This is a genomic window from Desulfobulbus rhabdoformis (assembly GCF_016919065.1).
In the GTDB taxonomy this organism is placed as follows: domain Bacteria; phylum Desulfobacterota; class Desulfobulbia; order Desulfobulbales; family Desulfobulbaceae; genus Desulfobulbus; species Desulfobulbus rhabdoformis.
Map to the genome: position 1 here is coordinate 78,912 of NZ_JAFFQA010000014.1, position 25,240 is coordinate 104,151.

Genomic DNA, 25,240 nt, shown 5'->3' on the forward strand with positions numbered 1-25,240 from the left:
AAAACATCTCACTGCTCATTCGTTTGCGGAGGCCCGGCCTCAAGCTGGCATTTTTCAATGTTTCCCTGGCATTTGAGTCGGTTGGCGGCATCTGGCCAGAAACGGACATTGGTCAGCGAAAATTCCCCAGAGGGGTGGGCACAGAAAGGGATAAAAAGAAACCCTCCTTTGGTTTCACGATAGCTCGCGTGAACCTCGCGTTGGCGTGGTTGCTGTTCTACTCGGTAGTACTTACAAAAGGCCATATTCGGTCCTGCCAGTGAAGATGGTTCGAAAGGGGCGGTCACTCACACCTGTGATTCACCCGCGCACCTGCTGTTCTTGCGGTTCAAACCATTTGTGGCCCCTTTTCGCAAGCTCTGTCTTTCTTTCACCCACAAATTTTTCTCGTTGGCCATACAACCAAACATCCTTAACATCTTTTGAAACAATGCTCATGGAATCGACTTGGTCGCTCACCGGCAAGAGTGGCTCAGCTTACACGTTTACCGTTTTCACCAAATCAGCCCCCTTATCCCGGACAGGAGGAGTCCTCCTCCCCGCCTATGCACACCCACGAGGCCACCGAGCCGGTTTTCAAGTGAACCCATTGAAGGTGCAGGCCACGGACAACATGGAGGATACCCGTCTCAGCTTGAGTGAGCAAACAGAGCTTGCGGAGCAATGCTGGAATTACACCCTCGTCCTGGATGAACCGGATCCGGTCAAACAAAGCCAAATTGCTCAAGATCTCTGCAACCATGTATGATGCTGAAGCAATTTCTTTTGTCCCCCATCACCCTGTTTTTGCCAGAGGGCAGTCACATTGAGCACACCGCCATCTTCGGAGCACGACAACCAAAAACAGTCTCCGCTCTCCAGTGAATTCCTGGCCACGGTCAGTCATGGCCCCGGGGTCTACCAGATGCTTGGGAAAAAACAGGTTCTCTACGTGGGCAAGGCCCGCGACCTGCGTAAACGCTTAGCCCAGTATGCGCATTACAAGGGGGCGCCGCACTCCAAAACCGCGGTCATGCTCTCCCATGTGCAGCGGGTGGAGACCATCCTCACCACAACCGAAAAAGAGGCGCTCATTCTCGAGGCCTCCCTGATTAAACAGCACCGTCCGCGCTACAATGTCATTCTCCGCGATGACAAGAACTACCCCATGATCAAGGTGACGGTGCGTGAGGACTGGCCACGAGTTATTGTCACCCGTAAACGGCTGCGCGATGGTAACCGCTACTTTGGCCCCTACTCTTCCACCACGGCCATGCGTGCCACCCTGGCTCTGCTCTATAACCAGTTCCCACTGCGCCGCTGTAAAACCCTGCGCGAACGGGAACGCCCCTGCCTCAATTACCAGATGGGTCGCTGCCTCGCCCCCTGTGCAGGTAAGGTGACTCGGCCCGAATATCAGCAGATGGTTGCGGCTGTGCTCTTGATCCTGGAGGGAAGGGTCGACAAGGTGATCAAGGAACTCCAGGCTAAGATGGAGCAGGCAGCCGGGGATCTAGCCTTTGAAAAGGCGGCACTATACCGCGATCAGATCAAGGGCTTGAGCACAACCATCGAGCACCAGGCCATTGTCGCCAATCATTACATGGATCAGGATGTCTTTGGTATCCATCGTCAGGATGCCGCCGTAGGCATTGCCATGCTCTTTATCCGCGGCGGCATGATCACCGGAGCCCAAAACTTTTTTCTGGCCGACCCCATTGGCGAGGACGACAGCCTGCTTGCGCAGACGATTCTCCAGTATTATTCTCCCCAGCGGCAGCCTCCCCGGGAACTCCTGCTCCCCTTTGACTTGGAAGATCATGAGCTTATCGGTGAACGCCTTGCAGAGTTACGCGAAGGGCCGGTCTCCTTACTTACTCCCCAGCGGGGAAAACGGATGCAGCTGATGCAGATGGCTGCTGCCAATGCCGCCCAGATATTTTCGGAAAAGGCGAAAAAAGAGCAGAGCTGGAAGACACTGTCTGCCAGCCTCATTGCCAAACTCCGGCTGATGAACCAGCCTGAGACCATTGAATGCCTGGATATTTCCAATCTTCTTGGCAAACAGGCGGTTGGCTCTCTGGTTTGCTTTGTGCATGGGGAAAAGGCGGCCAAACTCTACCGCCACTATCGCATTCGCAGCCAGGATACCCCCGATGACTACGCCATGATGCGCGAGGTGCTGGATCGGCGCATGAGTAAAGGGGTGGAAGAGGATCGCCTGCCCGACATGCTGCTGATCGATGGTGGCAAGGGCCAGTTGCAGGTGGCCTATGATGTGCTTGCCCGGTATGACCTGCTTGGCCGCATTGACCTGGTCTCCATTGCCAAGGAAAAGGCCGATGAGGGGGAAAAACTGTTCAAGCCCGGTCGTAAAAACCCGATCCTTCTCCCCGCCCACTCCCCTGTCCTCCTCTATCTGATGCGTATCCGGGATGAATCCCACCGCTTTGGCATCACCTTTCACCGAAAACTCCGCGGTAAGGAGCAACTAACCTCAAAACTTGATGCCATCGAAGGGATCGGGCCCAAGCGAAAAAAGGTATTGTTGAAGCACATGGGTTCACTCAAACGCATCACCGAGGCCGGGGTGGAAGAATTAGCGCAGGCCCCGGGCATTGGTCCGGAATTGGCCAAACATATTTTCAGCCAGTTACACCCGGAGGACACCTGATTTCTTAGTGCATACCCTCTCTACCTAATCGGTATCAACTCTTTATCCACACGCCTGACGTCGTTTTGCTGGTATGGTACAGGATCATTCATTGCCCCGAAAGTCTTTAGGGTGTCTTGAATAATTAGATTTTTCAATCAAGGTCAAGGATTGCTGATAATTTTACCGCAGGCATATGGTTGATATTCCGAGGATAAAATTTTCAGCATGACGCAGAGATTGGCAGAAAAAGCAATTATTCAAGATGCCCTTTATTGAAAGGAGGTTTTCCATGGCACCTGCACCTGTTTCAGCGCAATCCCTTGACTTCTCCCCACCACCTTCTGTCTTTCCTTCTCCCCAGGACTGGCGTGATCAGTTCATTTATTTTTTTACTGGTCGATCGTTTTGATAACAACCAAAAGGATATTCCCGCCTATGATCCCCAGAACACGCCCATGGGCCGCGATCCTTCCCTGGGCGCAGTCTTTCAGGGAGGCAATCTCAAAGGAATCATGCGCAGGCTCGATTATTTGCAGGGCCTGGGAGTCAACGCCATCTGGCTCAGCCCGGTTTTCAAGAATCGCCAGGAAGCAGAGGGGAGCTATCACGGCTACGGTATTCAGGATTTTCTCCAGGTCGATCCACGTTTCGGCACCGGTAAAGACCTGCAGGCGCTGGTCCAGGCAGCCCACGACCGTTCCATGTATGTCATTTTGGATATCATCATCAATCACACGGGCGACAACTGGGCCTACCCTGGCGATTATCCCTATTATTACTGGCATCAAGCTCCCGGCCCCTTTGACTTTGGTTTCTGGCGAAAAACCAGTGAAGGACCTGATTTTCAAAGCGATGATGCGGTTTGGCCACAGGAACTGCAGCAACCAGACTGCTACAAACGACGAGGCCAGATACGCAACTGGAGTGACGAGCAGGAGGCGATTAACGGCGACTTTTTAAGCCTCAAAGAATTGGAACTCAATCGTCCAGATGTACTCGACACCCTGATTCAGGTCTATAAATACTGGATCAAAACCGCCGATGTGGATGGGTTCCGCATCGACACGGTCAAGCATATGGAATCCTCCGCCACGGCTCTTTTCTGCAATGCCATTCGCGAATACTGCCGTAGCATAGGTAAACACAACTTCTTTCTCTTTGGCGAAGTGGTGGCAGATGATACGGTCCTGCAGCGCTATATTGGCCGTAACAGCCGTATTCCAGGAACGGGTGAGCGCTTTCCCTCGCTTGATGCCTGCCTGGACTTCCCCCTCTATTTCATTCTGGAAGAGATCATCAAGGGATTTTCCTCACCAGCGCTACTCAGAGAGCGGTATGAACGATTCCATACTCTCTATGCCGATCATGGTGAATCAGGTCAGTATTTTGTCACCTTTATCGACAACCATGACCAGATGTCGCGTCCGTACCGGCGTTTTCTCCACGCAAATCCGCAAACACAGCAGGCAATCCTCGCCTTGGGCTACCTGCTCACTACACCGGGGGTCCCCTGCATCTATTACGGGACGGAACAGGGATTTGATGGAGGAGGCAACAACGATGCCTTTGTGCGCGAATGCATGTTTGGTGGCAGCTGGGGTGGTTTTGAAACAACCGGCCACCATTTTTTCAACCCCGCGCATCAACTCTACCAGTCCATAGCCCACATTGCCGCTGTGCGGAAGGAAGCACCGGCTTTACGTTACGGACGCCTCTATTTTCGAGAAATTTCGGGTAACGGCCAGGACTTTGGCTATCCGCAGGATGGTCGCTGCACCCTGGCCTACTCACGCATTCTTGCTGACACGGAAATATTGGTCTGCCTCAACCTTGATCCCCAGCCCCGCAACGATTACGTTACACTTGATGCCAACGTAAGCCCTGAGGATAGTACTTTTGAAGACCTGCTCACCCCAGGTTGGACAACACCGGTGCTCCAACAGGCCGGACGACACTTCGCCCAGGTTCCCATGAATGGGTACGAAATACGAATTTTACGAAGAAAAAAGTAAAAACAAGAATTAAAGATGGAACCCGACGCACGTACAATGGCCCGCCTGAAACCAGGATGTATCTGTAAAGGGGTCAAACTGATCCGCTTGCTTGAAGCCATTGAACAGGGGGCAATGACGGTTGCGGAAGTGCAGAAGGCCTGCGGGATCGGAGACGGGTCCTGCAAGGGCAAACGCTGTGGAGAAAAAATTGCGGAGTTGCTCGCCCAGGCATCCTTTTCCTAATTTTTTTCACGCTCTCCTTATGGGTGTCTTGAATAATTAGATTTTTCAATCAAGGCCAGATAAGCGTAGACTTCGAGGATTGTGTAAAATTTTACCGCAGGCATATAGTTGATATCGGAGTCTTCGCTTACCTCCGAGGATAAAATTTTACATATGACGAGGTAAGCGCCAGACTCCGCGGGATTGGCAGAAAAAGCAATTATTCAAGATGCCCTTATGTATTCCTCCAGGGATTTGGGCTATACTCCACTGCAAAGACCGATTGTGGGCAAGCACGATCCCATTTGCGAGGAGAATGACTGTGACAAGCGAAGATACGTCCCCCAAAAAAGCTGTTGCCCTGCTCTATGAGCAGGATTCCTCCGATGCCCCGCGGGTAACTGCCAGTGGCACCAACCTGGTGGCCGAAAAGATCATTGCGACCGCAAAGGAGGCCGGGGTCGTCATTAAAGAGGATAAAGATCTGGTTGAGTTGCTTTCCAAGGTCCCTCTGGGTGAAGAGATCCCTGCTGATCTGTACCAGACAGTTGCCGAGGTTCTTGCCTTTGTCTACTCGGTCAATGAAAAGTATAAACAAACGAATGATTATAAATAATCATTATTGACATTCTCCTCTCGCATTCACATAGTTCAAACTGTACGCAGCTCTATGGACTTAACTGCCTTAAACCAAATGAATTTTCTCGTGCATCGTCTTGAGCGTTGCACCTTATTTATAGATCGAGGTGTACAGTATGCGTCAATATTCCATTGCTGTTGTTGTCGGCAGCCTTCGTAAAGATTCTTTTAATCGTCAACTTGCCACGGCCCTGGCGCAGCTCGCGCCTAAAGATTTTACATTCACAGTGGCTGAAATTGGCAATCTCCCCCTGTACAATCAGGATGACGACGTCAGCCCGGCTCCCGAGGTTGTCGCATTTAAAGAAACCATCCAAAAGGCAGATGGCCTGCTTTTTGTCACACCGGAATACAACCGTTCCATTCCCGGTGTTCTCAAAAACGCACTGGATCACGCTTCTCGCCCTTATGGGCAAAGTGTCTGGGGGGGAAAACCCGGCGCAGTTGTTGGGATTACCATCGGCCCCTCTGGCACGGCCATGGCACAACAGCACCTACGTAACATCCTCGCCTACTTGGATGTGACCACCATGGGGCAACCCGAGGTATTCCTCCAGAATAAGGAAGGTTTTTTTACGGCTGATGGAGGCATTGGAGAAGGTAGCCGAGATTTTCTCCAGCAGTGGATGGATCGCTTTGAGGCCTGGGTTAAACGTCAGGCCGGGTAAAAACCGCATCCGTGACAGCACGGGGTTGCTCTCCTGGGTTGGGCAACTCTTGTTGAGCGGATCTCCCCGGCAGGCTCTCTGCCGGGGATTTTTTCTGATTTAACGCAAAGCCTCACGTTCCTCTTCAAAGTCAGCAAATTCTAGAGCCAGTTCACGAAACCTGTCGGCAATATGGATAAATGCATCCACCACATCCGGATCAAAATGGTTCCCCCGTCCCTCTTCGATGATCGAGACAGCCTTACTGTGGGGAAAAGGTGCCTTATACACGCGTTTACTGATTAAGGCGTCGTAGACATCAGCAACAGCCATCAAACGACCGGCCAAAGGAATATCCTGTCCTTTCAACCCTTGTGGATACCCGCTCCCATCCCATTTTTCGTGGTGGGTATAGGCAATCTCCTCGGCGATCTTGAGAAAAGAATCGATCCCCAACTTCGTATTCGCCGCACGAATAGCATCACGACCGTAAATTGCGTGCTTCTTCATCTCATCAAATTCTTCCGTCGTGAGTTTTCCGGGTTTCAGCAAAATCATATCCGGAACGCCGACTTTGCCTATATCGTGTAAAGGCGCTGATAAGTAGAGCATATGTATGGTTGTATCACAGAACTCGGCTTCAAATTTTGGGTGTTCTTTAAGTTGCTCAGCCAGAGCCTTCACATAGCGTTTAGTCCGTTGAATATGCCCGCCAGTCTCCGGGTCCCGATACTCTGCAATAGTCGCCATGCTCTCTATCGTCACCTCCTGGGTCAATTGCAGCTCTCTGGTGCGCTCCTGAACAAGAGCTTCGAGATTATCCCTATGCCGTTTGAGTTCAAGCTGGTTGCGCACTCTCGCTTTGACCAGTTCAGGGCTAAAGGGTTTGGTGATGTAATCGACAGCACCGAGTGACAATCCCCGCGCCTCATCCTGCTTTTCCGTCATGGCAGTGAGAAAAATAACGGGAATATCTTTCGTTTTCTCGCTCGCCTTCAGCTGTCGGCAGGTTTCATATCCATCCATCCCAGGCATCATAATGTCCAGCAGAATCAAATCCGGTGAAGTCTCCATCGCCAGCTCCAGTGCGGCAGAACCATCGATAGCCACACTCAGGTCATACTCCTCCCCCAGAGTTTCCACCATAATATCGATGTTGGTTTCAACATCGTCGACAATTAGCACCGTTGATTGTGTATCTTGAACCATTGCATTGCCTCTTTAGATTGAATAAATGGCGAATCTGTCACAAGAAAGGGTGCCGGAGATACTCTAAAATTTTTTTCTCCAGCCAGCCCGATTCGTCATGTTATACCTCTTCAAGATGGGTAAAAATCGTCTCTGCTACCTTCAATGCTTCCTTGAATTTATAGGTGCCGACAAACTTCCCGAGAGCTCGGATATCTTCTCGAAAAGAGTCAGACCACTTCAGTTGCCTGATCTGTTCCATGCACTGTTTGCTTGGCTTGGGTTTTTGCGCTTTGAGGGAGGGAATAATCGCCTTGATAGAGGCGACCAGTTCTTCATGGGAAGAAATAATCGTACTCTCTGGAGCTTTCTCTTCGACCTCCTGGACCATTTCCGAAAGCGAGGCAAAAACAACAGCCAAAGCCTCCCTCAGGCTGACCAGATCATCCTTGGCAAGAACGTTCTCTCGCAGCCCCAGTTCCACTTTCTTTGCCCAACGCTGCACATCGTGTGCTCCCAGATTACCGGCAACCCCTTGGATTGAATGGGCAAGTCGTATAGCCGGCTCCAACTTTCCTGTGGAAAAGAGCGTTTCAATTTCCTCTGTTCCTTGGGTATAACTTTGATAAAATTGCCGTAAAAGCTGCTTATAGAGCTTGTGATTCCCCCCAACCCGTGCGAGTCCCTCCCGCCAATCAAGCCCTTTCAGCTTCTGCAAATGATCTGTGGAAAACATCTCCCAATCCTCTGGACAGGAGGCTGTTCTCCCCTTCCTCCCGGCGTCCAGTGCGGACTGCCGATAAGGAAGCCAACGCAGCAGACTTTCAAAAAGCAGTTTTGGATCGATTGGTTTGGTGATGTGGTCGTTCATTCCCGCATCAAGGCTTCTTTCACGATCTCCGGCCATGGCGTGTGCTGTCATAGCAATAATGGGAAGTTCAGCCGAGGATTTTGTCCTGCGTATTCGCAGAGTCGCCTTTATGCCATCCATCACCGGCATCTGAATGTCCATGAGCACGGCATCATAGGCTTCGTCCTCAACCATGGTCACGGCCTGCTCACCATTACTGGCCACTGCGACCTCAAAACCGGCTCCGACCAGTAGCTCACGGGCTATCTGTTGATTGATCTCGTTATCCTCAACCAGAAGAATACGGGCTCCTCGAAGCGATGCAAGCTGAGCCGTATCAAATTGTTCACCAGTCGGCCCCTGTTTGAGCCTGTCCCCTTCTTTTCCAAATACTGCCATAATCGTGTTGAACAGGGTGGATTGATTGATCGGTTTGACCAGAACCCCTTCAATGCCCATCGCCAATGCCTGACGCATAATTTCCTCGCGGCCATAGGCGGTAATCATGATCACGGTGATCAGCTTGTTCAAACGGGGATTCTCTAGCATTCTTCCTGCGGCTTCGATACCGCTCATCCCTTTCATTTTCCAATCCATCAACACCAGAGAAAACGGTTTTTCGTCTGCCTGTTCCAAAATCTCTAATGCTTGAGTCCCTGAGCTGGCACAACGTACTTCAAAACCAAATTCCTCAACCATGGTTTGTAAAATCTGCAGGGTGGTGAGATTGTCATCAACAATCAGGATGCGCTCCCCGCGAAAGGAAGCAGGCCGCACAAGGATTTCATTCATACCCTGCTCATGCAGGCCAAAATCTATGGTGAACCAGAAGGTACTGCCCTCTCCCTGCTCGGAGATCACGCCAATATCCCCGCCCATCAACTCGATCAATTTTTTGGAGATCGCAAGCCCAAGACCGGTGCCTCCATACTTCCGGGTGGTGGAGGTATCCGCCTGGGAAAATGATTGAAAAAGTTTACTCTGCTCCATGGGACTGAGGCCGATCCCGGTATCGCAGATAATGAATTGGATTGTTTGTCCTCTTGCACTCCGCTCAACCCGGAACGCTGAAACCACGACGACGCCAGTATTGGTGAATTTAATCGCATTACCGCAGAGATTGATCAAAATTTGCCCCAATCGCAACGGATCCCCAACCAGATACGGGGGAACTGAGCTGTCTATTTCAAATATAAATTCAAGCCCCTTTTCCTGCGCTTTGGTTGAAATCAGATTGGACAGATTCTCCAAGACATCATCCAAAAAAAAGGGGACAAATTCAATCTCCAGCCTTCCGGCTTCAATTTTGGAAAAATCGAGAATATCGTTAATGATGTTTAAAAGCGACTTGGCCGATTTATCGATTTTAACCAGGTAATCCCGCTGCTTGGGGGTAAGCTCGGTCTTCAAGCTCAGATGGCTCATGCCAAGAATGGCATTCATCGGGGTCCGAATTTCGTGACTCATATTGGAGAGGAATTCCGACTTGGCTCGGTTGGCATCTTCAGCCTCGCGTCGGGCCTCCTCAAGGTCACGGTTAGCCTCTTCCAGTTTGTGGGTGCGGTCTTCCACCAATTCCTCAAGGTGATGACGGTGACGCTCCAGCTCCATCTCGGCAGCCCTCCGTTTACCAACATCCATAAAGAGACCGACCACACAGGAACGCCCGTCTAAAACCATCGGTGAAGAGGAAATATCGACATAGATGGTCCTCCCGTCGGCACGGAGTACAGGCACGTCCTCAACAAGGCTGCATTCCTTGTCAGCCTGTTGCTGAAACCACTCCAGCACTTCCGGAAGATCATCGGGGGAGTGCAAATCCCCAACTTTCAATCTGAGCAGATCTACTCTGTCGTAGCCAAGTAAGCGACACTGAGTATCGTTGGCCAGATAGAACTTTTGGGAGGCAATATCCGCGACCAGGATACCGATATTTGCATTATCAAAGATACTGCGAAACCGCTCTTCACTCTCCCGCAACGCTTTTTCCGCATGCCTGCGCTCAGTTATGTCCTCAGAAATTCCCAAAAGATATTCTGCCTGCACCTGTTCCCCGGGAATGGCAATCTTTTTGGTGTGGAGAATCCTTTTCCCCTTCAATCTGGTTTGGATTGTTTCTTCCGAAATATCGACAAATTGCCCTTGTTCTAATACTTCACGGTCCTTACCGGTGAAGAAGTCTGCCTCCTCCTTTGGAAAAAAATCATAGTCATTTTTGCCGATCATGGCTTCACGGGAAAAACCAACCAGTTCTTCGCCTGCCTTGTTAAAAGTGATATAGTGAAGACTCTTCGCTTCCTTCACAAAAATCATATTGGGTATATTTTCGATGACGGCTGAGAGGAAACGCTCGCTTCGTCGTATCTTTTCGTCCCCCCGTATACGCGCCTGAATTTCCGCTTCCAGCTGCATTCTTGTTGAGCTGAATGAGGATATGTAGTCAGCGAACTTCACCAACAACTGCATCAGGCTGCGCACCTCCTCCCGGCTGTATCGCGGTACCATGTGCAGGGCACTCAGATAGGCATCCTGGTCATAACCGTATGTCTGCGCCTGTCGGATGAAGCGCTCTTCATCCACGATCTCATCCGCATAAAAAAACTGGCCGGTGCAGATATTTCCCATGGGCCTATTGCCAATATAGAGTGGGGTCACAACATCTCTCAGGCCATGTTTACACTGATATTCGGCAAACTCTCCCTGTTTGACAGGTGGGGCCAGAAAAAGATCACTCTCACGGCAATGACGGGCAGACAGAGAATTTTTTCGATGAAATTTGGTACAAATATCCCGCCAGCCGGATTCCACGAGTACGTTCCCCTGAAAATCGATGATGGCGGTCGTCATACCTGTCAACGTAGAAATATCATCCATGAGCGCCTGCAGCCCTGCAACATTGATCAGGGAGGCGAGATTGTCTTTGGCCAAGACCACTTCTTCGTCTTCTCCCCGCACCGATCCCGCTTGTCCGGAAAGTTGCTTACCTACCGCCAGAGGGAACGAGTCTCTCCAGGAAGCCTTTTCTTCCTCCAGTTTCCTTACCTTTTCAAGCAACTCTTCATACGTCGGTCTGCGGGGCATGCCTCATCCTCATCGATGTTCCGTTGTAGAATTCGAGCCTTTGCTTCCATTCAGCGTTGTGTACACATCCTCGGCCAAGGATAGGGCCTCTTTGAATTTGTATTTATTGACCAGTTTCCCCATTGTTTCGATTTTTTCTGTAAAACTCTCTGGCCAGCCCAGCCTGTTGATCTGGTGCATGCCTTCCTTACTCGGTTTGGGTTTTCTGCCCTTTAAGTGTGGAAGAATCGCTTCAATAGCCTTGATCAGATCCTCAGATGGAGCGATATCAATCCTGCCTCTCTCGGGAGCAGGGACATCTTGCCCAATGGGTGCAAGTGAATCCTTGACAATGCGCATGGACGCTTCAGATCGGCTTTCTATTTGTTGAGCTGCATCCACTTTTGAAGGTATCCAGCGAAGTAGGCTCTCAAAAAGCATTTTCGGATCAATGGGCTTGGTCACATGATCGTTCATGCCTGCGCTCAGGCTTTTTTCCCTGTCTCCGGCCATGGCGTGGGCAGTCATGGCAATAATGGGGAGTTCACGGAAAGATTTCGTCTTCCGAATGATCTTAGCGGCTTTTATACCGTCCAAAACCGGCATCTGAATATCCATGAGCACAATATCAAAATTTTTTCCCTGAACCATGGCCACTGCCTGTTCGCCATTGTTGGCCAGATCAACCAAAAAACCGGCTCCTTCAAGGAGTTCGCGAGCGACCTGCTGGTTTATTTCATTGTCCTCCACCAGAAGAATAACAGCACCTCGAATAGACTCCAGTCGGGTTATGTCGAAGGACTCATGAAATTTGCCCTGTCTTTGGCCCTGTGGTTTTTTGCCCAAAACAGCCAGGATTGTGTTGAACAGGGAGGACTGGTTAATCGGTTTGATCAAAATCCCTTCAATACCTCTTGCCATGGCCTGACGCGTGGTCGCTTCACGTCCATAGGCGGTAATCATCATAACGATTTTCACCCTGCGCAAATCAGGATTCCTCTTAATCTGTTCAGCGGTCTCTATGCCATTCATACCCGGCATTTTCCAATCGATCAGCACTAAGGAAAATGGACGGTTATCCCGGGGGCCGGCCAAGAGTTTCAGTGCCTGATGCCCCGATGCGGCAACAGACACATCGAAACCAAAGCCCTCTACCATGGTCTGGAGGATCTGCAGAGTGGTGGGGGTATCATCAACGATAAGGATTCTCTCTTTTCGGCATGCCTGGTTCCCCTTCCCCCTTGTCACCCTTTCTTGTACCTCTAATCGTACGGTAAACCAAAAGGTACTTCCTTTCCCTGACTCGGAAAAAACACCAATCTCGCCGCCCATGAGTTCGACAAGTCTTTTGCAAATCGCCAACCCAAGACCGGTCCCCCCATATTTACGTGTGGTAGAGCTATCCGCCTGGGAAAAAGACTGAAACAGCTTATCCTGCTCCTCCTGGCTTAAACCGATACCACTATCACAGACGATAAATTGTACATCCTGAACAACCTCTTCCTTCCCCTGAGGCTCCATACTCCAGGCGGAAACAACGACAACCCCGGAGTTCGTGAACTTAATTGCATTGCTGCAGAGATTAAGCAGAATTTGCCCCAGGCGCAGCGGATCCCCAACCAGCTTTCGGGGAACAGAACGGTCGATATCGAAGACAAACTCAAGGCCATGCTCCTGGGCTTTGGCTGAAACCAGAGTGGACAGATTTTCCAAAACGTCGTCCAGAAAAAACGGAATGGATTCGATTTCCAGCCTACCGGCTTCTATCTTTGAAAAATCAAGGATATCATTGATAATATTCAGCAAGGACCTGGTGGACTTGTCGATTTTGGAAAGATAGTCTCGCTGCTTGGGCGTGAGTTCGGTTTTCAAGGCCAGGTGACTCATACCGAGGATGGCATTCATCGGTGTGCGAATCTCATGACTCATATTGGAAAGGAACTCGGATTTGGCCCGGTTGGCCTCTTCGGCTTCCCTCCTTGCCGTCTCAAGGCAGCGATTGGCCTGTTCCAGTTTTTTGGTTCGATCCTCGACCAACTCCTCAAGATGATGGCGGTGCCGTTCCAGCTCTATCTCGGCAGCCCTCCGTTTACTGACGTCCATAAAAAGCCCGACCAAACATGGACGCCCATCCAGGACTATGGGGGAGGAGGTGATATCGACATAGATGGTGCTGCCATCGGAGCGGAGCACGGGCACATCTTCGAGCAGACTGATTTCCTGAGCCGCTTGTCGCTGTAATCCCTGAAGGACTGTAGAGAATTCCTCTACGGGGTGTATATCTCCCACTTTCATGCGCAGCAGTTGTTCCCGCTCATATCCCAAGAGACGGCACTGCACATCATTGGCCATGGACAATGCCTGCGTTTCGACGTCAGCAACCAAAATACCGATATTGGCATTGTCAAAAATGCCGCGAAAACGTTCTTCGCTCTCACGCAATGCTGTTTCAGCATTTTTGCGCACAGTGATATCCTCGGAAATACCTAAGAGATATCTCGGTTCTCCGATCTGATCAAACAAGGGTATTTTTTTGGTATGGAGTATTCTTTCGCCCTTTAATTTCGTCTGAACTCTTTCTTCCGGGATATCGATCTGGCGGCCTTCTCGCAGAACATTACGGTCGATTTCGTTAAAATAATCCGCCTCGTGTTTTGGAAAAAAATCGTGATCGTTCTTGCCAAGCATGGTCTCCCGTGCATACCCCAGCAACTCTTCTCCGGCTCGGTTGAACTTGACGAAACGAAGCTCTTTCGCCTCCTTCACAAAAATCATATTCGGGATATTCTCGACAACATTTTCGAGAAATTCCTCACTTTCGCGAAGTGCATCTTCGATCTGGCTCCGCTCGATAATCTGTTGCGACAAAGCTTCGTTTTGCTGTTCCAGGCTATCAACGAGAAGGCGGAGCCGTTTGGCCATATAATTAAATGATCCCGCTAAAATGCCGAGTTCATCACGGGAAGAAATAATCATTTCATGGCTCAGGTCGCCCTCGCCTAAGCGTTTGGCCATCTCCACCAGTTCGCCGACAGGTTGCGACACTGTGCGGCGCAACAGGAGATACGTTGCAAGGCAGAGGGTTCCCAGGAAGATCACCCCTCCCATCAACATGAGTAAACGGGTTCTGGCCCAATGCGCGTACAGATATTGTTGGGTGTACACAAGGCGAATAGCACCGATCTCTTTTTTCAGCTGCGGCTGTTCCCGCGTAAAAATAATTTGAGCCTCCCTTGTAATGGGGTCCACGGCTTGACCATCCCTTGTTTGCGTGAGAAGCGGCTCTCTCCTGCCCTCTATATACAGCTCTATTGAAAAGACCTGAGGTTCAGCCATGACCGCTTTCAACTGCTCATTGATAGACTTGAGGTCGATATTCCACAGAGGCAGCGCACAGGTTTTGCTTAAAAGTCCGACAATCTGCGCCGCCTGGCTCTGTAGATCGGCGAGAGCGTGCTGCCTTTGGTTATTGAACCAATAAATCATTCCGGTTCCTATAAAGAGGGTGACCAGAATAACCAGCACCACCATCAGCTTAGCGGTCAGGGAAGTTGCCGGATTGGCTTTTTGCAAAAACACTCTCATGGAGCAATGACCGCTTCAGCGCTGAAATTATAGTGGCGTAGCCCGGGATTCAGTACCTTGGAAAATTTTTTAAAATCTATCTGCGTCCAATCCCGATCCCCGAATTTAGCGAGAAAAGTCTCTATATTCTTCCGAGTCAGGGCACCGAAAATAGGACATTGCAAAGCGGCGCCCTCATCAATGAAGTCTTTTCCATGATGGTAATCATAGAGCAGAATCAGGGTCCACCCCCCGGTCATAAAATGGCCTCCCACGGATATGGCCAATGAACCATCCTTGATCCTATTCAGTGCAGCCTTGTCCCAGTTTAATCCGCCAATAAAAATATCCTGCCCGGGTGTGCGCTGTGCCGCGATCGCTCCACGAATAGCGCCAATGGCCATGGGATCGTTGGCAGCCCAGATTGCTCTGGTTTCAGGGTAGCGCAGCAGTGCGAGTTGCGTCTTTTGCATCGCATTATCGGTCCTCCATTGCCCGAAAAAGACCTGCTCGACCTCAGCTTTGGGCGGATACTCACCAACAGCCTGCCACAACCCATCGACCCGTTCAACAGAGGCCTGGGTAACGGGATCTCCGGCTATTGCAAAGACTTTCAGTAGCCTATTTTTCGTTTTACCTTGGAGCTGAGCGGCCTCTATAATCTGTTTGGCGATCAGATACCCGGCAAGACGGTTATTGGGAATAAGTGACCCGATCCAATGACTGTATTTTTTCCGAGGCAATCCCATCGACTCTGCCTGGTCACCGACAAAGGTGTTGAGCATGACAAACACCTTGATCCCTGCTCGGTCTGCAGTTCGCACCATCTCATCGGCGGCGAGCTTTTCGTTGACAACAATGAGATAATCAGGATGGACAGGTCGTGACACCACCTCACGCACCTGCCTCTGCATACGGATATGGTCTCTTTCCGAGTAGATGACCTCCAAATCTATATCAAGCTGCTCTGCAACCGCATACATAAAGGCTGATACAGAGAGCCAGAATCCCCCTGTTGGGTTTTTGGGGTCAGAGATACCCGGATTGATAAAAGTGACCCGGATTCGGTCACCATCTTTGTGCTCTGCCCCCTGTTCGACAACGGATTTTTCCTGTTTTGTCCTGGGACTCGATGCAGCGCACCATCCTGACCAGAGCAAGAGAACGGCAAGCATACAGAGTAAGATCGGTTTTCCCTTCATGATTCTCAGCCTCCTATTCCAGGGGTGAAGAGATACACGGGTGTGCGATTCAGATACTATTCCTGCAGTCCCTTGATCCAACCTGAATTACTTCAGTGCGGCATACAGCTTTTCCGCCAAGGTAAAGGCATCTTTAAACTTGTACTTTTGCACCAGTTGGCTCAATGCATTGACTTCTTCGGCTATACTCTCAGGCCATCCCAAAGAGTTAATCTCCTGCATGCACTCCTTACTAGGTTTCGGCTTTTGTGCTTTGAGATGGGGAAGAATTGCCTCCATGGCCCCAAGGAGATCTTCATGGGGAGAAATGGCTTTCTGGCGCTCCTCCATGGCCTCATCCTCTGTTGGCAATGTTGCCAGAGAATGCTGCACCAACCGCAAGGCCTCGTCAAAGGAGGCCAGCACGGGTACCGGCAGATTTTTTTCTTTCAGGGCACCTTCCACCACTGCGGCCGATTCCTGCAAGGCCTTCGCTCCAAGATTACCTGCAGTGCCTTTTATCGAATGGGCAAGTCGCTCTGCATCCTCCACTTTTCCCGAAGAAAAGACCGACTGGATTTCCTCTGTAGCGTTTTGGTATTGCTTGGCAAATTTACGAAGGAGGCTGATGTATAGCTTGGTATTGCCAACCACTCGTCCGAGCCCATCCTCCATATCGAATCCGGGCAACACATCGGGAAGCTTCTCAACCTCCTCTGCGCCTTGCCGTTCTTTTTTAGGAGAACCAGGTGGACGACCAGGTGAAGAGGCTCTAGCATTCTTTATGGGCGTTATCCAGCGGAGCAGGGCTTCAAAAAGACTGCTTGGATCAATGGGCTTGGTGATATGATCGTTCATGCCCGCTGCCAGGCTCTTCTCACGATCGCCCGCCATGGCATGCGCTGTCATAGCGATGATTGGTAAATGATCTTTAGGATAATTCTCTCGAATTTTTTCTGTGGCCTCCAGACCATCCATCAGTGGCATCTGGATATCCATAAGGACTGCGTCATAGGTTTTCACCTGGTTCATGGCGATAACCTCCTGACCATTACAGGCCATATCCACAATAAAGCCCGAACCTTCCAGTATTTCCTGGATAACCTGCTGATTAATTTCATTATCTTCGGCCACCAAAATATGAGCCCCCTGAATGGGCCGTAATCTGTTGGTATCGTATGCTTCGATAGGTTGATGCGTTGTTTGTTGCTCCGTCTCCAGGCCAAAAGCTGCCATGATCGTATTAAACAGCACGGACTGGTTTACCGGTTTGACGAGAAAGCTCTCAATACCTATTCCGCTCGCCTGACGCATGACCTCCTCCCGACCATAAGCCGTAATCATGATCACGGTCGTCATCTTTTCCAAGCGGGGATTTTCCTTAATACGTCGCGTGGTTTCGATACCGTTGATTCCAGGCATCTTCCAATCCATGAGTACCAGAGGATAGGGCTGATCTTCAGGGGCGTTTTCAATAATATCGAGTGCCTGGTAACCGGACGAAGCGGTTGTGACATCAAAGCCAAACCCCTCGACGACGGCCTGGAGAATCTGCAGGTTGGTTTCGTTGTCGTCCACAATGAGCACACGTTGCCCCCGAAGCGATGCGGCCAATGCGGCATAATCCTTGTGAGACGATTTTTTCCCGTCGTGTATTCCCAGTTGGGTGGTAAACCAGAAGGTACTTCCCTCGCCCAATGCGGAGATAACCCCGATCTCCCCGCCCATCAATGCAACCAGCCTTTTACTGATGGCAAGTCCAAGCCCCGTTCCGCCGTACTTACGGGTAGTGGAGGAATCCGCCTGGGAAAAAGACATGAAGAGTTTGTCCTGCTGCTCCTGGCTGAGCCCAATACCCGTATCACGAACACTGAACTTCGCCAGCAGGGATGTTGCATCTTCCTGCTGCTCGATACTTGCCGAGACCACAATTTCCCCCTCATCGGTGAACTTGACCGCATTACTACAGAGATTGAGCAGGATTTGCCCCAGGCGCAGCGGATCTCCAACCACCCCCTGGGGAAAATTCAGTGCAATATCAAAAACGAACTCCAACCCCTTTTCCTGGGTTTTCACAGAGATCATATTGGAGAGGTTTTCCAGAACCTCATCCATGAAAAAGGGAATGGACTCTATATCCAGTTTGCCCGCCTCGATCTTGGAAAAATCGAGAATATCATTGATAATATTGAGCAGAGTTCGGGAGGACTTGTCGATTTTTCCGATATAATCACGTTGCTTCGGATTGAGCTGGGTTTTCAGGGCCAAGTGACTCATACCGAGGATAGCATTCATCGGTGTCCTGATTTCATGGCTCATATTGGCCAGAAAATCGCTTTTGGCTCGGACGGCATCCTCTGCCGCCTCTTTTGCCCGGAGCAGTTCCCGCTCCGCATCTTTGCGCTCTGTAATATCCTGGAGCCAACCAAGAATCCCCTGCTGTCGGTTGTAGGTAATGGGCAGAAATGTTGTCAGGATATCCCGCACTTCTTGCTGGCTGTTATAGAACTGCATCTCGTAATTTTCGAGAACGCCCTGCTCGGCAATCAATGCAAACAGCTCATCCCTCTGCTGAGGAGAGGTGTATATGGACATCGCCTGATCACCGACCTCCACCCCGAACATCTCTTTGAAACGGCTATTGGCAAACTTGAAAATCCCCTCATAGGCAAAGGCGACACCCACCGGTGCCTTGTTAAGGATATATTCCATCTGGGCTTTAGCCAGCTTGAGTTCGTTTTCGGCCAGTTTTCTCAAGGTGATGTCTTCTGCTGTACAGATGACATCGCTCAGCGATTGATCGGGCTTGACCGGATTGAAGATAAACCGTACCCAGATCTTTTTACCGCCGGTGACGGAGACGTATTCACCTTCGTAGAAGGCTGTTTTTCCTTGAATAGCTGTCCGCAACGCCCCGGCAACCTCTTTGTTTTCCAGCCGCTTCAACCCTTCAAAGCCGAGCAGCCTCTCCCGTGTGGCGCCAAGGATCTGGGCTGCCTGGAGATTTGCCTGAATAATGGTCCCCTGCTCGTTGAAGTGCATAACCCCGATGGGAGAATTTTCAAAAACGGTTCGGAGCTGCGCTTCGCTTTGAGCGATCTGCTCTTCATCCTTTTTCCTTTGGGTTATGTCTGTAGACAAAACAACCAGAGCGTAGACGTTCCCTTCCTCATCCTTAAGCGGCACCTTGGTTGTCAGGAAGTAATGCGGAGTGCCGTCAAGAAGGGGAAGTTGCCACTCAAATCGGGTCATTTGCCCGGCCTCGATTACCTCCTGATCCTTGGTCATGATAGTTTGGCCAATATCGAGTGGAAAAATATCAATATCTGTTCGCCCCAGAACCTTATCGGAGGGTACCCCCATAGTCTCCTCAAAAAAGGAATTCACCAACAGATACCTGCTCTCGCAATCTTTAAGCACAACAACACTGGGCAGGTTATCGATAATCGCGCGCAGTCTCCATTCATTTTCCTTCACGGCCTGCTCTGCCAGATGTCGTTTGGTGACATCGCGAAAGCTCCAGACGCGACCGATAATCAACTCACCGAGCCGCTGCGGCTGCGAATATCGCTCAATAATCCGGCCATCAGCGAGTAGCAGGGTTGTAAAGTCCTCTTCCTCTGTGTTGGCATAGAGTTGTTTGACGCGTTTCAAAAAATCTTCAGGATACTCAAGACGGCCCATGATCTGTTGTAATACTGCCTCGTCATCCCCTTGTTCAGCCAGTTCCGGTTCAATCTGCCATATTTCCAAAAACCTCGTATTATACGTTGTTATCCGTTGATGGAGATCGACAACAAGCAAACCATCTGTTGTCGATTCAATGGTTGCACGCAGTTGTGACGTATACACCTTGATACTATGGGACATGGAATTGAACACCATGGCCAAGGCCGCGATCTCATCACTGGAGTCAAGATCGATATAAGAGGAGTAATCGCCTTCCTTAATCGCCTGGGCCCCCTCCTCCATGATTGCAAGCGGATAAATAATCCTTCGCCGCATGAGAAAGAAAACATAGACGGAAAAACCTATGGTCATGCCGACCAAAAGGATGATTCCAAGTGTGGTGGCGTCATTGCGCCGATGAAGATGCTCCTCTTTCAAGGTCATACGCCACAGGAGTTCTCTCTGGAACTGATCGATCGGGCCCATAATCTTGGCTTTGGCCTCGTGATAGCTTTTCCCATGCACAAGATTGCGTGCCATGGACATATCGGGTTCGCCTTTAATCGTAAACAGGCCATCTTTATCTCGATACACCCCCTTGACCGCATTCAGGGCTATGTTTTCCAGGTTGATCAAATCATCGGAGACCTGTTTCGCCTTGGAAAGGAGCATTCTTTCCTTCTGCGTAAGCCCGAGTTCTTTTATTTTTTCTTCAATGCTGTATACGGGCCCCTCATAGTTCAGTTCAGCCCTGCCAGCTGCGACGAAATCCCAGTAAAAGAAGGTGTAATTTTTCGGATGTGCTTTTTTGCCGTCACGAATGGCGATGATCTCATTAAAATATTTTTCATACTTGGGATCACCGGTCACCGAATAGGTCCGGACGAAACGGGTCAAATCGTCCGAGGATTGTTTGAGCTCAAAGGCAAGGTTGAGCGCATCGATCCTCTGGCGATTAACTGTGTCATTTTCTTTATGGTTCTTAGCCAGCAAGATCACAAAAACGGCGCTGGTGGTGATCAACGAGACAAAAATAAAAGATATCAGTATTTGCGCGTCGCGGATGGACAGTTGACGCGGTCGTCCCTTTATCCACCAGGCGATAAAAATAACAACCGCCATACAGACGAAGAGTGCGCCAATGCTTCGTAAGAGAAACCGTGTCGTGTTAAATTGTTCGACGAGAGGGAGAACAAATTTCGTAGAGTCGCTATGAACAGGAACCCATTTTTCAAACAAGACCTGCCTTTCCCTGGCATCAATGGTCGCAAGTGCTTTATTGATAATGGAAACCAGTTCCGGCCAATCTTTGCGGATAGAATAAACAGCGTGCAGGGCATGTTCTTTATCTTTGAAGATATGGGCAAAGGCGAGGGTGTTATGATAGATGTTGCGTAATGGTACGTACTGGTGCACAGGAACCAGTGCAAAGTCAGCCTTGCCTTCCACCACTTTTTGAAAAGCATCCTCCTCGGATGCAGCTTCAACAGACTGAACGTCTTCAAGCGAAGCCATAATTTTTGCTGTCCAGACATTGCCTTTGAGATGGGCGATTCGCTTTCCTCTGAAATCACCACTCGATTGCACGGAGGCAGCGTTTTCAGGTACGGTGGCCGCAGCATATTCCACCGTATTGTAGGCATCCGTAAAAAGGAAATGGTTGCGTCTGCTCTCCACCACGGCGGATTCAGCCAAACCATCAAGCTCCCCCTGCTGCGCCTGGGCGACAATATCCTTCCACGGACCGGCAACCAAGGTGAGTTCTGCGCCTGTCAGCTTTTTGATCTTGCGTAGATAATCAACGTCATACCCCTCAAGGCTGCCGTCCTTTTTTGTATAGACAAAGGGGGCCCAGCTCTCTCCAATGCCGATCTTTATTCTCCCATGACTGGCCAGCCACTGCTTCTCTTTGGTCGTCAGTTCAAGGGGCGGAGCCGAAACCTGCGGAGCAGGTAAAGCCCATTTCTTCTCAATGGCAAGACGCTCTTCCGCGGAGAGCGTTCGCAAGACCTTGTTGATGATGGTAGCGAGTTCCGGCCAGTCCTTGCGTACGCCCATCGCCTGATCGTGGTTGCCAAAGGGGGTCGAGGCGACCACTTTCAGGTTATACAGCCCATGATGATTCATCAGGTACTTAGCATTTGCCAGATTGCCGATATATGCATCCGCCTTACCAAGAGATACCGCCTCCAATCCACTTAAGGGACCATCTGTACGCATCAAATGGATGCGAGGGAACTCTCCCTGCAGCAAATCTTGCATCGCAGATCCCTGTTCCACGGAAACGGTCTTCCCCAGCAAGTCCTGAAATGAACGGATAGACTGTTCTTTATCCCGAGAGAAGATAACCCAGGGGAGGAAGAGATAGTCGTCAGTCAAAGCAAACGTGGCTTCCCGTTCAGGGGTACGTTTCATCGTTGGGATCAAATCAAAATATTTTCTCGGACCTTCCAGATCCTTGAAAGATTTTTCGCGGCCGACAGCATCATGGATAAACTTCACCTTCATCCCAGTTTTTGCGATCACCGCTTGGAGATAATCGACCGCGACACCTGAGGGATGCGGCAGATTAAACATAAAAGGCGGCCAATAATTGATTCGCACCCGGACCGTATGCGTGGCAAGCCAGTCCTGTTCCTCTGGGGTGAGAAGAAAGGTCGTGGTCCTATTGGATTTGCTGGACTGATTCATTCCGGTCCAGCGTTGATGGATTGTTCGAATTTCCTCAATGCTTAGATCAGCAAGGGCTTTATCGAGAATTGAAGCACACTCGGGCCAGTCCTTACGCACCCCTATGGTTAAAGCAGAGCCTGGTTTTTCTGCGCGTCCTTGAAATTCAAGATTGGCAATGAGTTCCTGCTCCATAATCCAGGCCGCCACCGCCCGATTCCCGACATAGGCGTCGACCTCTCCCCGTGACACTGCATCCAGCGCCTTTTTCGTGTTGGCATATTTTTTTATGTTCAGCCCTGGATATTTACTTTGAAAATATTTGACGTTATAAAATCCGGCCTCCAAAGCCAGGGAATGGCCAAGCAAATCTCTTTCCGAGGAAAAATATGGGCCATTTACAGGGGCAACGATCACATGAGGGATATTGAGATATTCACGGGTGAAATGAAGGAAATTTTCTCGTTCAGGCTTTGGAGTAACATCCATAAGCGCATCGAGCTTTCTTTCCCGAACAAAAGCCAAACTCTCTTTAAATGGGCCGGGAGTTAGCCTGATGCGCCCTTCCAGTCTTCGATTAAGGGCTCGAATATAATCAACGCCTATTCCTTGCGGTTGTCCCTGGTTATCGACAAAATTCATCGGAGGCCAGGCGTTCATCATCCCCATTGAAATCTCTGGATGCTCTTGCAACCATCTTTGTTCCTCAGGGGGCAGGGTGTTGATAAAACCAGAAGATACAGCAGGAAAATTTTCAGGAGACTCCGCCAAAGCCCGAAAAGGACAGCAGAGAAGAGAGGCGGTAAAATAGACTATCAGGCAAAGACAAAAAACGGCGCAATCCTTGAAGATGAACCGTGGCATGATGGAGTCTCCAGGTATCAAGAGAGCAGTTTCTCAGATAAAAGAACTGCAATACCAGTTAATGGCTTGTTTATTTTAACAAAGATTCCTATTCCCTTGCAGGACAAGGCGAATTTTACATGGTTGATCATATGTTATTATGCATCAATGATTCTGTTGTACCAGAAATATCTTCCCTTTCTTTTCTTTGTTTGCTCGCTCTTTTGCCGCTCGCTTCTGAGCTCAGATATACAAAAAAGCCCCTGCAACAGCAGGGGCTTCAGGAATACCTTTGACTTGAACACCCCTCAGGTGCTCATCGCTTTAAGATAGTACTCGTTAATCTTCTCCCAGTTGATCACTTTAAAAAAGTTAGCCACATAATCGGGTCTCCGGTTTTGATAGAGGAGATAGTAGGCATGCTCCCACACATCAACGCCCAGGACTGGAGCCAAACCGGTCATTATGGGATTGTCTTGGTTTGGTGTGGTGACGATCCCCAGTTCCCCCTTCTCCACAACAAGCCAGGCCCAACCGCTTCCAAAGAGTTTGACAGCAGCGGTGGCAAACTGCTCTTTAAAGGCATCAAAACTCCCAAATTTTTTAATGATTGCATCAACCACCGGGCCTTTGGCCTCAACATCTTTTTTCAGACTCGGCCAGAAAAAACTATGATTGGCATGGCCGCCACCGTGATTACGGACCGCCGTTCGAATTGACTCCGGCACCTCGTTGAGATTTCGTAACAGTTTATCCAGATTAAGTGTTGCAAGGGTGGGCTCGTCTTTAAGCGCTCCATTGAGGTTCGTCACATAGGCATGGTGATGCTTCGTGTGATGGATCTCCATGGTTTTTGCATCGATAAAAGGTTCCAGTGTATCATAGGAATAGGTGATTTGAGGAAGTGTGTGTTCCATGATTTACCTCTTCATGCATATAAAAAAGGATATCCCCTTGAGGAACACCCTTTAATGATAATAAAAGAATCGCTGAAGCCGATGCCGCCATAGAGGAAAAAGGAGTATCTCGAAAGGAGTATTCCGACCTCAGCGATCCCGCTCTACACTCCAAGGTAAAACCACAATTATCACTGTCAAGTAATATATAAATTACAATTTACAACTTATAGATAATATTCTTGTAAAATAAGCATATTGTCACTTAATCAAGCCAGGTGATCTCAGGTTCATTTCGCGTGGGAAGTCGTTTGTACCGCAACGCAGGATAGCCAACCATCATCGCACCATAACACTGCTGCTCATTCCCCAGCCCCAGTGCCTGCTTGAGAGGTGGATAACTGTTGGCGGCAGCATTGAAATATCCCGCCCAGCAGGTCCCGAGCCCCAGACCTGTGGCGGCCAGTTCCAGATAACTTAAGGCAATGGTGCATGAAGTCGGCGCCATACGACTTTCAAACTCTGCGTAGGCGACAATCAGAGCCGGAGCCTGACGTAAAATCCCATCGATGCCCTGCTGCCATCGCCCTATAACCCTATCTACATGGAGGGTTGCCGCCATTTCCGGCATTTCACGCTCGAGCCACTGCATCCATTCAATCACAGATGCTGCCATTGTAGCCAATGTATCGCTCTGGTCTATAACCAGCCAGCGAATGCCCTGCGAATTTATAGCGGTTGGAGCATAACGTGCCATTTCGATAAGTTGCCGGAGTTTTTCTCGTTCTACTTCTTTCTTTTTATAGAGACGAACGGAGCGGCGAGCGCGAAGAAAATGCTCGCACTGTTCCCGGTTGAGTTGCCACTCCTGATGTATCGGCGGGCAGAGAGCCGGTTCCATGTCCCGATGATGGAAGCTCTCAGTCGGACAGATGGCCACACAGTGGCCGCAACGGATACATAGAGAATCAGCATCTGCAATGGCAACCGGAACTTCTCCCATTTGCCATTCAATAAGCCCAAAAGGGCAAACCTGAGCACAAAGACCATCTGTATTGCATGTCTGTTCATCAATGCGAAACAGTTCCATGATTGTATCTCCCAAAAGTATGAGCATCCGTTCGGAAATAAGAATTTTATCCAAATTCAGGTAACCCCAGGCTCCGAGGCCTGCGTAAAGTT

At 49.9% G+C, this 25,240-nt stretch carries 14 protein-coding genes; 6 read left to right on the forward strand and 8 right to left on the reverse strand.

Annotated elements, in window-relative coordinates:
- Positions 1 to 8: 8 nt before the first annotated feature.
- The gene (locus JWJ90_RS09585) at positions 9 to 245 is read right to left on the reverse strand and encodes a hypothetical protein (protein WP_205226998.1); all 237 of its coding nucleotides are present in this window, start codon (positions 243 to 245) and stop codon (positions 9 to 11) included.
- A 191-nt stretch (positions 246 to 436) separates the two neighbouring features.
- On the opposite strand from JWJ90_RS09585, the gene JWJ90_RS09590 reads away from it, so the two are divergent.
- The 6 genes from JWJ90_RS09590 (at position 437) to JWJ90_RS09615 (ending at position 6,158) form a co-directional block, all read left to right on the forward strand.
- A complete protein-coding gene (locus tag JWJ90_RS09590) occupies positions 437 to 748 on the forward strand; it encodes a hypothetical protein (protein WP_205226999.1) in 312 nt (103 codons plus the stop codon).
- 57 nt (positions 749 to 805) lie between these two features.
- Positions 806 to 2,653 (forward strand): excinuclease ABC subunit UvrC, encoded by a 1,848-nt coding sequence (gene uvrC / locus JWJ90_RS09595; RefSeq protein WP_205227000.1) that lies wholly within the window; start codon positions 806 to 808, stop codon positions 2,651 to 2,653.
- Positions 2,654 to 3,003: 350 nt separating this feature from the next.
- Positions 3,004 to 4,647 carry an alpha-amylase family glycosyl hydrolase gene (locus tag JWJ90_RS09600; protein ID WP_205227001.1) on the forward strand — a complete coding sequence of 548 codons (1,644 nt, stop codon included), beginning with the start codon at positions 3,004 to 3,006 and terminating at the stop codon, positions 4,645 to 4,647.
- Between the two features lie 15 nt (positions 4,648 to 4,662).
- Entirely contained in the window at positions 4,663 to 4,872 is a 210-nt protein-coding gene (locus JWJ90_RS09605; protein ID WP_205227002.1) for a (2Fe-2S)-binding protein, read from the forward strand.
- A gap of 301 nt (positions 4,873 to 5,173) precedes the next feature.
- Positions 5,174 to 5,467 carry an EscU/YscU/HrcU family type III secretion system export apparatus switch protein gene (locus JWJ90_RS09610; RefSeq protein ID WP_338032314.1) on the forward strand — a complete coding sequence of 98 codons (294 nt, stop codon included), beginning with the start codon at positions 5,174 to 5,176 and terminating at the stop codon, positions 5,465 to 5,467.
- A gap of 139 nt (positions 5,468 to 5,606) precedes the next feature.
- Entirely contained in the window at positions 5,607 to 6,158 is a 552-nt protein-coding gene (locus tag JWJ90_RS09615; RefSeq protein WP_205227004.1) for an NADPH-dependent FMN reductase, read from the forward strand.
- A gap of 99 nt (positions 6,159 to 6,257) precedes the next feature.
- On the opposite strand, the gene JWJ90_RS09620 is transcribed toward JWJ90_RS09615, so the two are convergent.
- The 7 genes from JWJ90_RS09620 to JWJ90_RS09650 all read right to left on the reverse strand — a co-directional run bounded on the left by JWJ90_RS09620 (position 6,258) and on the right by JWJ90_RS09650 (position 25,148).
- The gene (locus JWJ90_RS09620) at positions 6,258 to 7,346 is read right to left on the reverse strand and encodes a response regulator (protein WP_205227005.1); all 1,089 of its coding nucleotides are present in this window, start codon (positions 7,344 to 7,346) and stop codon (positions 6,258 to 6,260) included.
- 100 nt (positions 7,347 to 7,446) lie between these two features.
- The gene (locus JWJ90_RS09625) at positions 7,447 to 11,256 is read right to left on the reverse strand and encodes a response regulator (RefSeq protein ID WP_205227006.1); all 3,810 of its coding nucleotides are present in this window, start codon (positions 11,254 to 11,256) and stop codon (positions 7,447 to 7,449) included.
- 9 nt (positions 11,257 to 11,265) lie between these two features.
- Positions 11,266 to 14,808, reverse strand: coding sequence for a response regulator (locus JWJ90_RS09630; RefSeq protein ID WP_205227007.1), 3,543 nt, complete (start codon positions 14,806 to 14,808; stop codon positions 11,266 to 11,268).
- A gap of 8 nt (positions 14,809 to 14,816) precedes the next feature.
- On the reverse strand, positions 14,817 to 16,001 hold the full coding sequence (locus tag JWJ90_RS09635; RefSeq protein WP_205227008.1) for an ABC transporter substrate-binding protein: 1,185 nt from the start codon (positions 15,999 to 16,001) through the stop codon (positions 14,817 to 14,819).
- Between the two features lie 87 nt (positions 16,002 to 16,088).
- Positions 16,089 to 23,183 carry a transporter substrate-binding domain-containing protein gene (locus tag JWJ90_RS09640; RefSeq protein ID WP_205227009.1) on the reverse strand — a complete coding sequence of 2,365 codons (7,095 nt, stop codon included), beginning with the start codon at positions 23,181 to 23,183 and terminating at the stop codon, positions 16,089 to 16,091.
- Positions 23,184 to 23,470: 287 nt separating this feature from the next.
- Positions 23,471 to 24,079, reverse strand: coding sequence for a superoxide dismutase (locus JWJ90_RS09645; RefSeq protein ID WP_205227010.1), 609 nt, complete (start codon positions 24,077 to 24,079; stop codon positions 23,471 to 23,473).
- 244 nt (positions 24,080 to 24,323) lie between these two features.
- On the reverse strand, positions 24,324 to 25,148 hold the full coding sequence (locus JWJ90_RS09650; protein WP_205227011.1) for a nitroreductase family protein: 825 nt from the start codon (positions 25,146 to 25,148) through the stop codon (positions 24,324 to 24,326).
- Positions 25,149 to 25,240: the final 92 nt, after the last annotated feature.